Below are 14,193 nucleotides of genomic sequence, written 5' to 3'. Positions count from 1 at the left end.
CAGCGATGAGACACGCCGTGGCGACGGCGGCGGCCCTCGGCCTCGCCCTGACCGCGACCGCCTGCGGCGGAGGCGACGCCAAGACGTCCTCGGGCAAGCAGGAGCTCAAGGGCCAGACCGTGAACGTCGCCGGGGTGTGGACCGGCGTGGAGATGAAGAACTTCAAGAAGGTCCTGGCGGCCTTCGAGGAGAAGACCGGCGCCAAGGCCAACTTCATCCCCACCGGCGACAACGTCTCCACCGTCATCGGCAGCAAGATCGAGGGCGGCAACGCGCCGGACGTGGTGATGGTGCCCCAGGTCGGCGTGCTCAAGCAGTTCGCCCAGAAGGGCTGGCTGAAGCCGCTGTCCAAGGAGGTCAGCCGCAAGGCCGACGCCACCTTCGCGACGGTGTGGAAGAACTACGGCACGGTCGACGGCACCTATTACGGCCTCTACTTCAAGGCGTCCCACAAGTCGACGGTCTGGTACTCCCCGCAGGCGCTCGAGCAGGCCGGGGTCGAGCCGCCGAAGAGCTTCGACCAGATGCTGAAGATGGGCAAGACCGTCTCTGACTCGGGCCTGCCCGCGTTCTCGGTCGGCGGTGAGGACGGCTGGACGCTCACCGACTGGTTCGAGAACATCTACCTCTCCCAGGCCGGCCCCGAGATGTACGACAAGCTGGCCGCCCACACCATCCCGTGGACCCACCCCTCCGTGGTCAAGGCCCTGACCACCCTGGGCAAGCTGTTCGGCGACAAGAACCTGGTGGCCGGGGGCAGCTCCGGGGCCCTGCGCACCGACTTCCCCGAGTCCGTCGAGGCGGTCTTCGGCGCCGAGCCCAAGGCCGGGATGGTCTACGAGGGCGACTTCGTCGGCGGTCTGGTCAGCGGCCAGTTCAAGAAGACGGTCGGCGAGGACGCCCGGTTCTTCCCCTTCCCGGCCGTGGACGGCAAGAAGCCGCCGGTGGTCAGCGGCGGTGACGCCGCCGTGGTGCTCAAGGCCGGGAAGAACCAGAAGGCGGCCATGGCGCTGGTCGACTACCTGGCCGGCGAGGAGGCCGCCGAGGTGTGGGCCAAGGCCGGCGGGTTCGTCTCCCCCAACACCCATCTGCCGTCCACCGCGTACAAGGACGAGACCACCCGCGCGATCGGCGAGTCGCTGGTGGACGCGGGCGACGGTGTGCGGTTCGACATGTCCGACCAGGCCCCGGCCGCCTTCGGCGGCACCGTGGGCACCGGCGAGTGGAAGGCCCTCCAGGACTTCCTGAAGGACCCCTCCGACCCGCAGGCCACCGCCCGCAAGCTCGAGGCCGCCGCGGCCAAGGCCTACAAGGACTGAGTGCCCGTCATGTCTGCCACTGTCCGAAAGGCGCCGCCCGCGGGTGCGGGCGGCGCCCCGTCCCGGGCCACCCCCCGCAGCCGCGCGGCACGGCGGCGCAGGATCATCGCGCTGGCGTTCCTGCTGCCCGCGCTGCTCCTGCTGGGCGCCCTCGTCGCCTATCCGATCGTGTTCTCGATCGGGCGCAGCTTCTTCGACGCCTCGGGCGACCGCTTCGTGGGCGCCGACAACTACACCGAGATGTTTCAGGACGAGGCGACGCTCAAGGCGATCCGCAACAGCGCCATCTGGGTCATCGTCGCCCCGGCCCTGCTCACCGGGCTCGGTCTGATCCTCGCCGTGCTCACCGAGAAGATCCGGTGGGCGACCGCCTTCAAGCTCCTGATGTTCATGCCGATGGCGATCTCCTTCCTCGCCGCGGGCATCATCTTCCGCGTCGCGTACGAGCAGGACCCCGAGCGCGGGGTGCTCAACGCGGTCGCCGTGAGCGTCCATGACACCCTCTCGGGGCAGAGCGCCGGCTATCCGACCGCCCACCCCCGGGACACCCGGGCGCTGCCGCGGCAGAAGGACGGCTCGTACCGCACGTCGGCGACCACGTCACCGGGCCGGACCGTCAACCTCGGTCTCGTCGGCGTCCCTCCCAAGGATGTGCCCAAGGACGCCAGGCCGGCCCGTCAGGCGGCGTCCGCCCAGGCGGGCAAGGGCGAGCTGCGGGGCGTCGTCTACATCGACTTCACCCTCGGCGGGGGTGGCAAGCCGGGCCGGGTGGACCCGACCGAGCGCGGGCTGCCGAAGCTGAGCGTCGAGGCGGTACGGGACGGCAACGTCGTCGCCACGGCCACCACCGGCAACGACGGTGCGTACCGGTTCTCCGGCCTGGACTCCGGTGACTACGCGCTGCAGCTGCCGCAGAAGGACTTCGCCGAGCCCTACCAGGGCATCGCCTGGCTGGGCCCCTCGCTCGTCACCCCGGCGATCATCGGTGCCTATCTGTGGATCTGGACCGGCTTCTCCATGGTGCTGATCGGCGCGGGCCTCGCCTCCCTGCCGCGGGACACCCTCGAAGCCGCCCGGATGGACGGCGCGAACGAGTGGCAGATCTTCCGGAAGATCACCGTTCCGCTGCTCAGTCCCGTGCTGGGCGTGGTCTTCGTGACGACGGTGATCAACGTGATGAAGGTCTTCGACCTCGTCTACATCATCGCGCCGGGCCCGGTGCAGCAGGACGCGAGCGTGCTGGCCACCCGGATGTGGCTGGTCTCCTTCGGCGGCGGCAACAACCAGGGCCTCGGCAGCGCACTCGGCGTCCTGCTGCTGCTCCTGGTGGTCCCCGCCATGGCCCTCAACATCCGACGCTTCCGCAGGAGCCAGTCATGACCCTCCACGACACCGCCGGGCCGGACGCCCCCGCGACCGGCGCCCCGCCGGTCGCGAAGGCGCCGGCCGCCCGGCCCCGCGCCGGATCGGGCGGGGGGCCGGCCGCCTGGCTCGCCAAACGGCTGAGCAGCGGGCTGATCCAGGCGTTCCTGCTCCTCATGGGCCTGATCTGGCTCACCCCGGCCGCGGGGCTCTTCCTCTCCTCGTTCCGCTCGGAGGAGGACAACGCCACCTCCGGCTGGTGGACGGCGCTCACCAGCCCCGGCCGGTTGTCCATGGACAACTACACGGCGCTGCTGAAGGATTCGGGCATCGTCCAGGCCTTCTGGAACACCGTGGCGATCTCGGTGCCCGCCACCGCCCTGGTCGTGGTGATCGCCGCGCTGGCCGGATACGCCTTCGCCTGGCTGGAGTTCCCCGGCCGGGACTGGATCTTCCTGATCGTCGTGGCCATGCTGGTGGTGCCCGTGCAGATCGGACTGCTGCCGGTGTCCAAGCTCTTCGGGACGCTCGGTCTGTTCGGCTCCATCCCCGGCGTCGTGCTCTTCCACGTCGCCTACGGACTGCCGTTCGCCATCTTCCTGCTGCGGAACTACTTCGCGGAGATCCCCCGCGAAATGCTGGAGGCGGCCCGGATGGACGGCGGCAGCGAGTGGCGGATCTTCACCCGTCTCGTCCTGCCGCTGGGCCGGCCGGCGATCGCCAGCCTGTGCATCTTCCAGTTCCTGTGGGTGTGGAACGACATGCTCGTCGCGCTGATCTTCGCCGACAGCGAGTCGCAGCCGCTGACCGTGGCGCTGCAGACGCAGATGCGGCAGTTCGGCAGCAACATCGGGGTGCTGGCGCCGGGGGCCTTCCTGTCGCTGATCGTGCCGCTGGTCGTGTTCTTCGCCTTCCAGAAGCACTTCGTCCAGGGGGTCATGGCGGGGTCGGTGAAGTAGCGGAGGCGCCTCTCAGATCTCGACGATCACCGTGAACGGGCCGTCGTTCGTGAGCGAGACCTTCATGTCCGCTCCGAACCGGCCCGTTTCCACCTGTGCGCCCAACTCCCGCAGCCGGGCCACCACCTCCTCGACGAGCGGCTCGGCGACCGCGCCGGGCGCCGCCGCGTTCCAGGTGGGCCGGCGCCCCTTGCGGGCGTCGCCGTACAGCGTGAACTGGCTGATGACCAGCAGCGGAGCGGCCACGTCCGAGCAGGACTTCTCGTCCTGGAGGATCCTCAGCGACCACAGCTTGCGGGCGAGCTGAGCCGCCTTCTCCGGCGTGTCGTCGTGCGTCACCCCGACCAGGGCGCACAGCCCCTGGCCGACGATCTCCCCGACGGTCTCGCCGTCCACGACGACGCTCGCCCCGTTCACCCTCTGTACCACAGCACGCATACCGACCATCATGCCCTGCGTCCATCCGGGGCCGATCGGGTGGACAGCTGCCGCACAGGGTGCATCCGTAGTGGCACGATGCGTGCAGGCGGTGCAGGTGGGCAAAAACAGCGGGAATGACGCATCGCTGGAGGGGACGGACATCAATGATCACACCGGGCACCGGGCGGCCCACGGCTGCCGAGAGCCTGCTGCCGGCGCGGCCACCGAGTCAGCGCGGCGGCCGCTTGGCCGACTCCGCGGCCGTGACGGCCGCCGCGCCGGCCTCAATGGAACCTCTGGACACCGTGGAACCCCTGGACAACGGGGACCTCATGGACGCCACGGCGGCCATGGACCCGGGTCCGGGCGGTCTGCACGGACTGCGGCTGCCGGAGCTGCGGGCACTGCGCCGCACCGCGCAGCGGGAGGAGGCCGATCTGAGCTATGTGCGCAGACTCCTCCAGGGCCGGATCGACATCCTCCGCGCCGAACTGGGCCACCGCCGCGACCCCGCGCCGCCGCTGGTGGCGGACCGCCCGTCCACGGCGCTGGTGGACCGGCTGCCGGAGATCCTCGCGGACGTGCCCTCACGCCACCGTTCCTCCGCCCGCCATGTGACACTCGGGACGCCGCACGGCGCGGAGTACGAGCGGCTGGCCGAGGAGATGCTCGCCGAGGTCGGCCTCTCCGACCCGGGGGCCCGTACGGATGAGGAGCTGCGTGGCGCGATGGGCCGGCTGGTGGGGTACGAACAGCAGGTCTCACGGCGGCGGCAGGAGCTGCAGCGCACCGCCGACGGCTGCAGTGCGGAGATCGCGCGCCGGTACCGGGAAGGAGAAGCGCGAGTCGACGACCTGCTCGCGTAGGCGAGAGGCACTGGACGGGGTTCCGGTATGACGATCCGACCGCGGCCACAGGGTGGGGAAACCCACGTGCGGACGGTGACGGCCCGCGCCTAGCGTGACCCCATGGCCGTGGACATCCGCACCCCGCTCGCCGACTCCGACCTGACCAACTGGACGCGCGCGCTCAACGCGGGCTTCCTGCGGCCGCCCGAGGCGCCGCAGGAGGAAGTGGAGCTGCGGCGGGCCCAGGTGGACCTGGACCGTATGCAGGGAGCGTTCGACCAGGGCCGCTGCGTCGCCACCTTCCGCAGCTTCACGCAGCGGCTGACGGCGGTCGGCGGGGCCGAGGTGCCCGCCGACGCGATCAGCAATGTCACCGTGTCGCCCACCCACCGCCGCCGGGGTCTGCTCAGCCGGATGATGGACCACGATCTGCGCGCGGCCAAGGAGCGGGGCGAGGCGGTGGCCAGCCTGATCGCCGCCGAGTACCCGATCTACGGGCGGTACGGCTTCGGCCCGGCCACCTGGGTCACCGAATGGCAGGTGGACGTCGCCCGCGCCGGGCTCGACCCGCGCCACACCGGGCCCTGTGACGGCGGACGGGTCGACTTCGCCGATGCCGACGAGATACGGCAGCTGGGCCCGGCGCTGCATGAGCGGCTCCGTAGGCGCGTACCCGGCTTCATCGACCGCCCCGACCTCTGGTGGCGGATCAACACCGGCCTGCGGACGTTCCCCCACCAGCCCTGGACCGAACCGTTCCATGTCCTCCACCGCTCTCCCGAGGGCTCGGTGGACGGCCTGCTGGCCTACACCGCCGACGACCGCTGGGTGGGCAAACGGCCGCATGACACCGCCACCGTCCTCGGCCTGCTCGCCGCCACCCCCGCCGCCGAGCGGGCCCTGTGGCACTTCCTGCTGTCCGTCGACTGGGTCACCCAGGTGAAGACGGGCCGCCGCGCCCCGGACGATCTGCTTCCGCTGCTCCTCGGCGATCCCCGCGCGGCCCAGGTCACCGCGCACGCCGACTTCCTGTGGCTGCGGCCGCTGGACGTACCCCGGCTGCTGGAGACCCGTACCTACCCTGTCAAGGGCGCGCTGGTCCTTGAGTTCCGTGACCGCGCGGGGCTGGCCGGCGGCCGCTACCTCCTGGATGCGGGTCCGGACGGCGCCACCTGCGCCGCCACCAGCCGCTCGGCCGATCTGACCACGGACATCGGCGAGTTGGGCACCCTGTGGCTGGGCGACGAGTCGGCGGTACGGCTCACCGCGCTGGGCCGCGTCACGGAGGAGCGGCCGGGCGCGGCGGCCCTGGCGGACCGGCTGCTGCGCACGGCCCGCCGTCCGTGGTGCCCCGATTTCTTCTGAGGCCCAGACCGCCAGTCCGCTTCATCTCCGATAGGGGGAGTCAGGTATGAGTGCCATACGCGCCCTGATCGCCGACCCGCGGGCGCCCGGGGCGGTGCGCTTCACCAAGATCGCCGAACCTGACCCCGGGCCCGGTGAGGCCCTGGTCGAGGTACGCCACGCGTCGCTGAACTTCGGCGAGCTGCGCCACGGAAGCTGGCCACCCGGCACCGTCCTGGGCTTCGACGCGGCCGGTGTCGTGGTCCGCTCGGCGGCCGACGGCTCCGGGCCCCCGGCCGGCACCCGGGTCGCGGCCCTGGCCTCCGCCACCTGGAGCGAGCGCGCCGCCATCGCCGCCGATCTCCTCGCCGAGGTGCCCGACGCGGTGCACCTGGCCGAGGCCGCCGCGCTCCCGGTGGTCGGTATCACCGCCCTGCGCACCCTGCGCGCGGCGGGCAGTGCTCCCGGTAAACGGGTGCTGATCACGGGCGCGTCCGGCGGGGTGGGCCGGGCGGCGGTCCAACTGGCCCGGCGCGACGGCGCGTACGTCATCGCCTCGGTCGGCTCGCCCGCGCGGGGCGAGGGGCTGAAGGAGCTCGGCGCGGACGAGGTCGTGGTCGGGCTCGACCCGGTCGGGGGCCCCGTGGACATCGTGCTGGAGAACGTGGGCGGCCCCCACCTCGTCGCCGCGTGGAAGCTGCTCACCCAGGGCGGCAATCTGCAGAGTATCGGCTGGGCCGCCGGCGAGCAGGCGGTCTTCCCGGTCAACAGCACCCTCGCGCTCGGTACCGCCAAAACGCTCCAGTCCTTCGGCGACATCTACGACACCGGACCCGATCTGGCGTTCCTCCTCCGACTCGTCGCGCGTGGCGAGCTGTCCGCCGAGGTGGGCTGGCGCGGCTCCTGGGAGCGGGTGGCGGAGGCGGCGAAGGAGTTGTTCGGACGCCGCATTCCGGGCAAGGCCGTCCTCGACATCACCCCCGCGGACCGGTGACGACGACGCGCATCCTCGTCTCGCTGGCGCGACCGCCGAGGAGCGGACCCGTACCGGCGGGCTCCCGGCCGAGCCGGCGTGCTAGCAGCAGGACTTGAGCAGGCGGCGGGCGCCCGCGCCCTGTTCTCCGAGCTTGTCGTACGGGTTGGCCAGCGCGCACTTGTCGATCGACAGACAGCCGCAGCCGATGCAGTCGGTGAGGTGGTCGCGGAGGTTCCGCAGCTGCTCGATGCGCTCGTTGAGGTCCGCGCGCCAGCACTCCGAGATCCGGGCCCAGTCCTCCTTGGTGAGGACGTGGTCGTCGGGGAAGAGCGCGAGGACCCCGCGGATCCTGGCCAGCGGGATGCCGACCCGCTGCGAGGAGCGGACGAAGGCGACGCGGCGGAGGGTGTCGCGGGTGTAGCGGCGTTGGTTGCCGGAGGTGCGGCGGCTGTGGATCAGCCCCTCGCGCTCGTAGAAGCGCAGCGCGGAGGCGGGGACTCCGCTGCGCTGGGAGAGCTCGCCGACCGTGAGCTCATGGGTCTTCCACATCAGTTGCGTCATACTGCCGAGGGTAGCTTGACTTCAACCTTTGTTGAGGTTCGATGCTCTTTCCATGACTACCGACACAGCCATCACCGCCCCTCCCCTCCAGCTCGCCGTCATCGTCGGCTCCACCCGCGAGGGCCGCTTCGGGCCGACGGTCGCGGGCTGGTTCGCCGGCCACGCCCGACTCCGCGACGACATGAGCCTCGACGTGATCGACCTGGCCGAGACCCCGCTGCCCGCGGCCCTCACCCACCGGCCCGGCCCCGCGGACGCCGAGGCGCTGGGGGCCGTGACGCCCCGGCTGGCCGCGGCCGACGCGTTCGCCGTGGTCACCCCCGAGTACAACCACAGCTATCCGGCCGCCCTCAAGAACGCCATCGACTGGCACCACACCCAGTGGCATGCCAAGCCGGTCGGCTTTGTCTCCTACGGCGGCATCTCGGGCGGCCTGCGCGCGGTCGAGCATCTGCGGCCCGTGTTCGCGGAGGTCCACGCGGTCACCGTCCGCGACACGGTCAGCTTCCACAACGCCGGGGAGCTGTTCGGGCCGGACGGCCGGCCCAAAGACCCCGCCGGGCCGGAGGCGGCCGCCACGGTGATGCTCGACCAGCTCGCCTGGTGGGCCCACGCCCTGCGCACGGCCCGCCACCCGCCCGTACGGCACCTGACGGCGGAGCTCCTACGCCGTACGGCGGCGGAAGAGCGCCCCGGACAGCGCGACCGCCACCGCCAGGATCCCGCCGCACCACACCAGGGCCTGCCAGGCGCTGTCGCCGACCGGCCGGTCCAGCAGCAGCGCCCGCAGCGCCTCGATGACCGGGGTGACCGGCTGGTGCCGGGCGAAGCCCTGCAGCCAGGCGGGCATGGTGTCGATCGGCACGAAGGCGCTGCTGGGATACGGCAGGAACATCATCACGAAGGTGAACCCGCCGGCCGCCTCGGGCGACCTGGCGAGCAGGCCGAAGCAGGCCGACAGCCAGGAGACGGCGAGGATGAACATCAGCAGGATGCCCGCCGCGGCCGCCCAGTCGAGCGGGCCGGCGTCCGGCCGGAAGCCTATGAGGAAGGCGACCCCGAAGACCATGGCGGTCGCGACCGTGTTGCGCAGCACGCTCGCGGCCACATGGCCGGCCACGATCGAGGTGCCGCCGATGTCCAGCGACCGGAAGCGGTCGATGATCCCGCCCGCCATGTCGTTGGTGACGGCGACCGCGGTGTTCGCCGAGCCGAAGCCCGCGCACAGCAGCATCACTCCGGGGACGACATAGGTGACGTACTCCGTGCCGGTGTGGATGGCCCCGCCGAAGAAGTAGACGAAGACCAGCATCAGCATGATGGGCAGCAGCATCGCGGTGAGCACCGCGTCGAGGTTGCGCCTGCTCAGCCGGATGGTGCGGCCGGTCAGGACGATCGCGTCAGACACCGGCGGCCTCCTTGTGGTCGATGCCGTCACCGCTGGTGGTGTGGCCGGTCAGGGCCATGAAGACGTCGTCGAGCGTGGCGCTGTGGACGGTGAAGCGGGCCACGGCGCGGCGGTCGCGGTCGACCTCGTCGAGCACGGCGCGTACGTGTGCGGCGCTGCCGTCGGTCGGGACGCCGAGCGTCAGCCGGTCGGCGTCGCTCCACACGAGCCGCGCGCCCAGGAAGCGGGCGGTCTCCTCGAACGCCTCCATACCGCTGAGCACCAGGTCGAGACGGTGCCCGGCGACCTGCTCCTTGAGCTCGGCGGAGGTGCCTTCGGCGACCACCCGGCCGCCGTCCACCACGGCGATACGGTCGGCCAGTTGGTCGGCCTCCTCCAGGTACTGGGTGGTCAGGAAGACCGTCACCCCGTCCCCGACGAGCCCCTTGATGACCTCCCACATGGCCTGCCGGCTGCGCGGATCGAGGCCGGTGGTCGGCTCGTCCAGGAAGATCACCTCGGGGCGGCCGACCAGCCCCGCGGCAAGGTCGAGCCGGCGGCGCATCCCCCCGGAGTAGGTGCCGACGGTGCGGCGCGCGGCGGCGGTGAGGTCGAACCGCTCCAGCAACTCCTGGGCGCGGCGCCGGGCTTCGGCGCGGCCGAGGCGGCTCAGCCGCCCCATCATCCGCAGGTTCTCCTCGCCGGTCTGCATCGCGTCGACGGCCGCGTACTGGCCGGTGAGGCTGATGGCACGGCGTACGCGGTGGCGTTCGGCGAGGACGTCGAAGCCCGCGACGCGGGCGCGTCCCGCGTCGGGCGGCGTGAGCGTGGACAGGATGCGCACGGTCGTGGTCTTGCCCGCCCCGTTGGGGCCGAGCAGCGAGAAGACGCTGCCGCGCTCAACCGACAGGTCGACGCGCCTGAGCACCTTGACCGTCCCGTAGGACTTCTCGAGGCCGATCGCCTCGATGGCCGGATGGCTGGTCATGAATTCCCCCGCTCCACTCTCTGCGTATGCCGTACGCACTACTGCGTAGGGTATACCCAGATCTAGGATGGCGGTCAACCGAACGCACCGAAGCGGACGTACCGACGGAGGACCCGAGGCCCATGGCCACCGAGGACAACGGCAGCGGCGGCACCGGCCTTCCGGCGAGCATCGAGGCCGCGTGGGGGCTGCGGGAACGCCCCACCAAGGGGCCCCGACCCGGGCTGACCCTGACCCGGATCGTCGACGCCGCCGTGGGGATCGCCACGGCGGACGGCCTCGGCGCGGTCTCCATGAGCCGGGTCGCCGCCGAGCTCGGCGTCTCGACCATGTCCCTGTACCGCTATGTCTCGGCCAAGGACGAGCTGCTGCTGCTGATGGAGGACGCGGCCTACGGCAGCCCACCGCCCGGCCCCGAGCCGGACGAGGACTGGCGGACGGGGAGCGCCCAGTGGGCCTGGGCGCTGCGGGCCGCGTTCATCCGTCACCCCTGGGCGGTGCGCATCCCAATCAGCACCCCGCCCGCGGCCCCCAACTCGGTCGCCTGGATGGAGCGCGGGCTGGCCTGTCTGCGCGAAACGAACCTGGGCGAGGGCGAGAAGATCTCCGTCCTCATGCTGGTCAGCGGCTTCGTCAGAAACGAGGCACGGCTGGCCTTCGACCTCCAGGCGGCCGCCGAGCGCACCGGGGCCGGCCCCAAGGAGTCGATGGCCTCCTGGGCCCAGCTGCTGGAGAGGCTGACCGACGCCGAGCGCTTCCCCGCGGTGACGGCGGCACTGCGGGCAGGCGAGCTTTCCACACCGGGCGGCCCGGACGACGAGTTCATCTTCGGCCTGGACCGGATTCTCGACGGGGTGGAGGCGTTGATCAGCGCGCGAAGCTGAGCGACCGCACCCAGGGAGGCACCCAGGAGGCACTGGCCAGATTCGTGCACATCATGGCCATACGGCCACTCGCCGCGCCGGGGCCGACTCGCCACGCTGGTCCACATGAACGTGCTGTGGATATTCGCCCACCCCGAACAGCGCTCCCTGAGCGCGGCCTTGCGCGACGAGGGCATACGTGCCCTGCGGGAACTGGGTCATGAGTGCCGTCAGTCCGACCTCTACGCCATGCGCTGGAACCCCGTGGTGGACGGCCCCGACTTCGGCCAACCCTGCGAGGGACGCCTCATCGTCGGCGCCTCCTCGAAACGCGCCTATGGCGATGGAACCCTGAGCGACGACATCCGCGCCGAGCAGGAGAAGATCGCCTGGGCCGACGCGCTGATCGTGCAGTTCCCGCTGTGGTGGTTCGGCATGCCCGCGATCCTCAAGGGCTGGTTCGACCGCGTCTTCGTCAAGGGATACGCCTACGGGGTCAAGGGGCCGGACGGCCGCACCCTGCGCTACGGGGACGGCGGGCTGGCCGGAAAACGCGCCATGGTCGTCCTGACGGTGGGGGCGCCCGAGCCCGGCATGGGGCCGCGCGGGGCCCACGGCGACATCGGCGATCTGCTGTTCCCGCTGCAGCACGGCACCTTCTGGTACAGCGGCATGGCCGTCGTACCGCCGCATGTGGTCTACGGCGCGGACCGGCTGCCGGCCGAGGCGTACGAGGACCATGCCGCCGCGCTGCGGGCGCGGCTGGCCGCACTGCCGACCGCGGACCCGATCCCCTTCCGCCACGAGAACGGCGGGGACTACGACGAGAACCTGGTGCTGCGGCCCGAGGTCATGCCGGGCCGGTCGGGCCTGACCGTGCACTACTCGACTGACGGCTCACCACGCCGCGAAGCTCCAGCCGCCAGTCGTTGCACCACATCATCGTCCCCGGCGGAAACTCGAAATCGCACGCGCCGAGCAGGGTGAAACCGGCCTTGCGGCAAACCCCGTTGGAAGCGGGACGGCTGACGGACGGAAACGCGTGCAGATACCGGTTGTCCTCGGCCTGGAGGACGGCGTAACCGCCGATGGCCTCCTTGCTCTCGGTGAAAGGCCCGTCGGTGTAGCTGATCTTGCCGCCGGACCAGGTGACCCGGGTGCCCTCGGAGGTCGGGGTGAGCCCCGCCGTGTCAAGCATCACCCCGCCTTGGTGATCTCCTCCAGCAGAGCGCCCACGCGCTCCATGAGTTCGGGGCTGGGGCCCTCGGCGGGGGGGGGGGCGTTCTGCTCGTCGATCCGGATCAGCGACAGCTAGCGCGGCATGGTGACTCCTCGATCGGGTACGCGGGGGCTGTCCTCGCTTCTCACCCATACGTCGAACGGGAGACGGCCGGATCGACACGGTCCCGGATCGTTCTCCGGAGACTGCACCAGAGCCCGTACGCCGACACCCACGAGAGGTCGGTGCCGTCGAAGTAGTAGATGTCGTAGTCCTTGATGCCGCTGGTCGGGGGCCTGTCAGTGACCACGTTCCACGCCGTCTGGAACGGGCATCCTGCCGTCACATACCAGCCGGGCAGCTCCATCGTCGCTGCCCTGGTCATCACGTCGGTCAGGACCTCGTTCTGGGAGAGCACGGACCGCAAGCCATCGAGTTGCTAATGAAATCGTTTCATCCTGACTCTGCAGGTCGCGGGGCTGGTGTGGGCCGGGAGTGACGGACTCCTGCCGGTCAGCATCATGTTCACTGCGGGGTGATCATCGGTCACCTCTGAACCTCGGCGTTCGCGAGGACGAGGAGGGCCCGCAGCAGGGCGGTCGCGTGGCGGGCGTTCATGCGGACCTTGGCCAGGATGCGCCAGGACTTGAGGTTGGTGAACCCGTGTTCGACGGCAGCGCGTTCGCGGCCGGGTAGGTGGTTCGCTTCCTTCTCGGCATCGGTGAGTTTCTGGTTGCGGGCGACCTTGCGGCCGGTGATGATCACCGAGTGGTCGTCGGGCTGGTCGTCCAGGCCGACGAAGTCGAGGTCGGCCAGGGCGCCGAGGCCGGCCTCGCGGAGATGCGCGGTGATCCTGTGGTGGCGGGCGGTGGTGATCTCGCTGGACCGTCCGGGCCAGGCCGAGGAGATCCAGATCAGGTTGCCCCTGATGTCGGTCAGCGCGAGGAACAGCAGGCCGTTGGTCGCGGGTTTCCCGCTGAAGTTCCTGCGGTTGTCCGCTCCGGTGCGGCGGCGGGCGCGTATCAGGGTGCCGTCCAGCAGCACGACCACTCCGCCCCGCTTGGCGATCTTCTTGAGTGCCCGGTCCAGGCGAGGGGCCCGCGCGGACAGCAGTGTGAGTACTTCCTGGACCCAGCGGCGGACGGTGGAGGCCAAGACCCCGTTGCCGCCGGCCATGTCCGCCAGCCGCTGGTCGTGGCGGAGGTGGGCCAGGACCACGATTGCCTGACTGCCGAGATCGAGCTTGCGCCATCGGGTGCCGAGCCGGTTGCGGCATTGCCGTATCAGGCCGGCGACGAGATCTGTCACTTCCAGCGTGCTCTTCCCGTCCCGGCCCGGCGACAGCCAGGACGCGGTCCCGGCCGGGTGTGATCACTCTGGGTCCGGATGATCGGCCATGCATTCCCGCTCGTCAGTTCCCTCGTCGTGCGCACGACCGAATCCGCACCACCCCACCCCGCACGCCGGCCGACAACGAACACCAGGTCTGCCGGTGCCGTACAACTTGCTTGCCCCGCCACATACTTGGGATCCGCTACACTGCTGGACCTCATTGGTCCATGACCGGACCACGACCCTGGTGAGGCGTAATGAGCAGCGAATCGTGGTCGGGGCTTGCCGAGGCCGTGGGGGCCATCCGTGCAGAACTGCAGCAGGCGATGAAGGACGGGAAGGACGAAGATCTGAAATTCACGGCCGGCCCGGTCGAAATGGAGTTCGCCGTTGAAATCAAGAAGAACGGTGAGGCGCGGACGAAGGTGATGGTGCTGCCCTGGACCGCAGAGGTCAGGGGCGGGCTCGCATCCACGCGAACCCATCGCCTCAAGGTCACACTTCAGCCTGTGGATCTTGAGGGCAACGATGCGCGAATTTCCAACACGGTCGATGAACGACCGGCCTAGGATCTCTCACTTCTGGCGAATACCGGATTGATCAGCGACGGGGGAC

At 70.6% G+C, this 14,193-nt stretch carries 14 protein-coding genes and 3 pseudogenes; 10 read left to right on the top strand and 7 right to left on the bottom strand.

The window, feature by feature from the left end; genetic code table 11:
* Positions 1-5: 5 nt before the first annotated feature.
* From ABZU99_RS31275 to ABZU99_RS31265, 3 genes are all read left to right on the top strand, one after another.
* Positions 6-1,319 carry an ABC transporter substrate-binding protein gene (locus ABZU99_RS31275; protein WP_355949592.1) on the top strand — a complete coding sequence of 438 codons (1,314 nt, stop codon included), beginning with the start codon at positions 6-8 and terminating at the stop codon, positions 1,317-1,319.
* Between the two features lie 9 nt (positions 1,320-1,328).
* A complete protein-coding gene (locus ABZU99_RS31270) occupies positions 1,329-2,699 on the top strand; it encodes an ABC transporter permease subunit (protein WP_355949588.1) in 1,371 nt (456 codons plus the stop codon).
* A gap of 158 nt (positions 2,700-2,857) precedes the next feature.
* Positions 2,858-3,640: a carbohydrate ABC transporter permease gene (locus ABZU99_RS31265; protein ID WP_355949740.1), complete on the top strand. Its 783-nt coding sequence runs from the start codon at positions 2,858-2,860 to the stop codon at positions 3,638-3,640.
* A 12-nt stretch (positions 3,641-3,652) separates the two neighbouring features.
* Here ABZU99_RS31265 and dtd read toward each other — a convergent pair whose 3' ends face one another.
* Positions 3,653-4,078: a D-aminoacyl-tRNA deacylase gene (dtd, locus tag ABZU99_RS31260; protein ID WP_356048247.1), complete on the bottom strand. Its 426-nt coding sequence runs from the start codon at positions 4,076-4,078 to the stop codon at positions 3,653-3,655.
* Positions 4,079-4,224: 146 nt separating this feature from the next.
* On the opposite strand from dtd, the gene ABZU99_RS31255 reads away from it, so the two are divergent.
* The 3 genes from ABZU99_RS31255 to ABZU99_RS31245 all read left to right on the top strand — a co-directional run bounded on the left by ABZU99_RS31255 (position 4,225) and on the right by ABZU99_RS31245 (position 7,246).
* Positions 4,225-4,926 (top strand): ABC transporter substrate-binding protein, encoded by a 702-nt coding sequence (locus tag ABZU99_RS31255; RefSeq protein ID WP_356048245.1) that lies wholly within the window; start codon positions 4,225-4,227, stop codon positions 4,924-4,926.
* Positions 4,927-5,028: 102 nt separating this feature from the next.
* Complete coding sequence (locus ABZU99_RS31250; RefSeq protein ID WP_356048243.1) at positions 5,029-6,273, top strand: GNAT family N-acetyltransferase; 1,245 nt, start codon at positions 5,029-5,031, stop codon at positions 6,271-6,273.
* A 46-nt stretch (positions 6,274-6,319) separates the two neighbouring features.
* Positions 6,320-7,246 (top strand): zinc-binding dehydrogenase, encoded by a 927-nt coding sequence (locus ABZU99_RS31245; RefSeq protein ID WP_355949580.1) that lies wholly within the window; start codon positions 6,320-6,322, stop codon positions 7,244-7,246.
* Positions 7,247-7,327: 81 nt separating this feature from the next.
* On the opposite strand, the gene soxR is transcribed toward ABZU99_RS31245, so the two are convergent.
* On the bottom strand, positions 7,328-7,789 hold the full coding sequence (gene soxR / locus ABZU99_RS31240) for a redox-sensitive transcriptional activator SoxR (protein WP_356048241.1): 462 nt from the start codon (positions 7,787-7,789) through the stop codon (positions 7,328-7,330).
* Between the two features lie 52 nt (positions 7,790-7,841).
* Here soxR and ABZU99_RS31235 point away from each other — a divergent pair.
* A pseudogene (locus tag ABZU99_RS31235) lies at positions 7,842-8,442 on the top strand (NAD(P)H-dependent oxidoreductase).
* An 11-nt stretch (positions 8,443-8,453) separates the two neighbouring features.
* Here the strand turns inward: ABZU99_RS31235 and ABZU99_RS31230 are convergent.
* Together ABZU99_RS31230 and ABZU99_RS31225 are read right to left on the bottom strand one after the other, a co-directional pair.
* Positions 8,454-9,197, bottom strand: coding sequence for an ABC transporter permease (locus tag ABZU99_RS31230; protein WP_356048239.1), 744 nt, complete (start codon positions 9,195-9,197; stop codon positions 8,454-8,456).
* Positions 9,190-10,164, bottom strand: coding sequence for an ATP-binding cassette domain-containing protein (locus ABZU99_RS31225; protein ID WP_356048237.1), 975 nt, complete (start codon positions 10,162-10,164; stop codon positions 9,190-9,192). Before ABZU99_RS31225 ends, ABZU99_RS31230 begins: the two co-directional genes overlap by 8 nt.
* A 122-nt stretch (positions 10,165-10,286) precedes the next feature.
* On the opposite strand from ABZU99_RS31225, the gene ABZU99_RS31220 reads away from it, so the two are divergent.
* Complete coding sequence (locus ABZU99_RS31220) at positions 10,287-11,048, top strand: TetR/AcrR family transcriptional regulator (RefSeq protein ID WP_356048235.1); 762 nt, start codon at positions 10,287-10,289, stop codon at positions 11,046-11,048.
* 105 nt (positions 11,049-11,153) lie between these two features.
* Positions 11,154-12,014, top strand: a complete 861-nt coding sequence (locus ABZU99_RS31215; protein WP_356048233.1) for an NAD(P)H-dependent oxidoreductase — start codon at positions 11,154-11,156, stop codon at positions 12,012-12,014.
* Between the two features lie 70 nt (positions 12,015-12,084).
* Here the strand turns inward: ABZU99_RS31215 and ABZU99_RS31210 are convergent.
* The 3 genes and pseudogenes from ABZU99_RS31210 to ABZU99_RS31200 form a co-directional block, all read right to left on the bottom strand.
* Positions 12,085-12,338 (bottom strand): annotated as a pseudogene (locus ABZU99_RS31210) (YciI family protein); the annotation flags it as partial.
* A gap of 140 nt (positions 12,339-12,478) precedes the next feature.
* Positions 12,479-12,673, bottom strand: a pseudogene (locus tag ABZU99_RS31205) (nucleotidyltransferase family protein); the annotation flags it as partial.
* Positions 12,674-12,792: 119 nt separating this feature from the next.
* Positions 12,793-13,554, bottom strand: coding sequence for a transposase family protein (locus ABZU99_RS31200; RefSeq protein ID WP_356048231.1), 762 nt, complete (start codon positions 13,552-13,554; stop codon positions 12,793-12,795).
* A gap of 281 nt (positions 13,555-13,835) precedes the next feature.
* On the opposite strand from ABZU99_RS31200, the gene ABZU99_RS31195 reads away from it, so the two are divergent.
* Complete coding sequence (locus tag ABZU99_RS31195; RefSeq protein WP_148019445.1) at positions 13,836-14,147, top strand: trypco2 family protein; 312 nt, start codon at positions 13,836-13,838, stop codon at positions 14,145-14,147.
* The last annotated feature ends 46 nt before the right edge of the window (positions 14,148-14,193 follow it).

This window comes from Streptomyces sp. NPDC005266, assembly GCF_040607655.1.
Lineage (GTDB): Bacteria > Actinomycetota > Actinomycetes > Streptomycetales > Streptomycetaceae > Streptomyces.
This window is presented reverse-complemented; position numbering and strand designations above follow the sequence as displayed.

Coding starts and splice junctions, on each gene's coding strand:
- soxR (WP_356048241.1), bottom strand. CDS start 7,789: ATGACGCAACTGATGTGGAAGACCCATGAGCTCACGGTCGGCGAGCTC.
- dtd (WP_356048247.1), bottom strand. CDS start 4,078: ATGCGTGCTGTGGTACAGAGGGTGAACGGGGCGAGCGTCGTCGTGGAC.
- ABZU99_RS31245 (WP_355949580.1), top strand. CDS start 6,320: ATGAGTGCCATACGCGCCCTGATCGCCGACCCGCGGGCGCCCGGGGCG.
- ABZU99_RS31195 (WP_148019445.1), top strand. CDS start 13,836: ATGAGCAGCGAATCGTGGTCGGGGCTTGCCGAGGCCGTGGGGGCCATC.
- ABZU99_RS31225 (WP_356048237.1), bottom strand. CDS start 10,164: ATGACCAGCCATCCGGCCATCGAGGCGATCGGCCTCGAGAAGTCCTAC.
- ABZU99_RS31265 (WP_355949740.1), top strand. CDS start 2,858: ATGGGCCTGATCTGGCTCACCCCGGCCGCGGGGCTCTTCCTCTCCTCG.
- ABZU99_RS31270 (WP_355949588.1), top strand. CDS start 1,329: ATGTCTGCCACTGTCCGAAAGGCGCCGCCCGCGGGTGCGGGCGGCGCC.
- ABZU99_RS31255 (WP_356048245.1), top strand. CDS start 4,225: ATGATCACACCGGGCACCGGGCGGCCCACGGCTGCCGAGAGCCTGCTG.
- ABZU99_RS31215 (WP_356048233.1), top strand. CDS start 11,154: ATGAACGTGCTGTGGATATTCGCCCACCCCGAACAGCGCTCCCTGAGC.
- ABZU99_RS31250 (WP_356048243.1), top strand. CDS start 5,029: ATGGCCGTGGACATCCGCACCCCGCTCGCCGACTCCGACCTGACCAAC.
- ABZU99_RS31220 (WP_356048235.1), top strand. CDS start 10,287: ATGGCCACCGAGGACAACGGCAGCGGCGGCACCGGCCTTCCGGCGAGC.
- ABZU99_RS31275 (WP_355949592.1), top strand. CDS start 6: ATGAGACACGCCGTGGCGACGGCGGCGGCCCTCGGCCTCGCCCTGACC.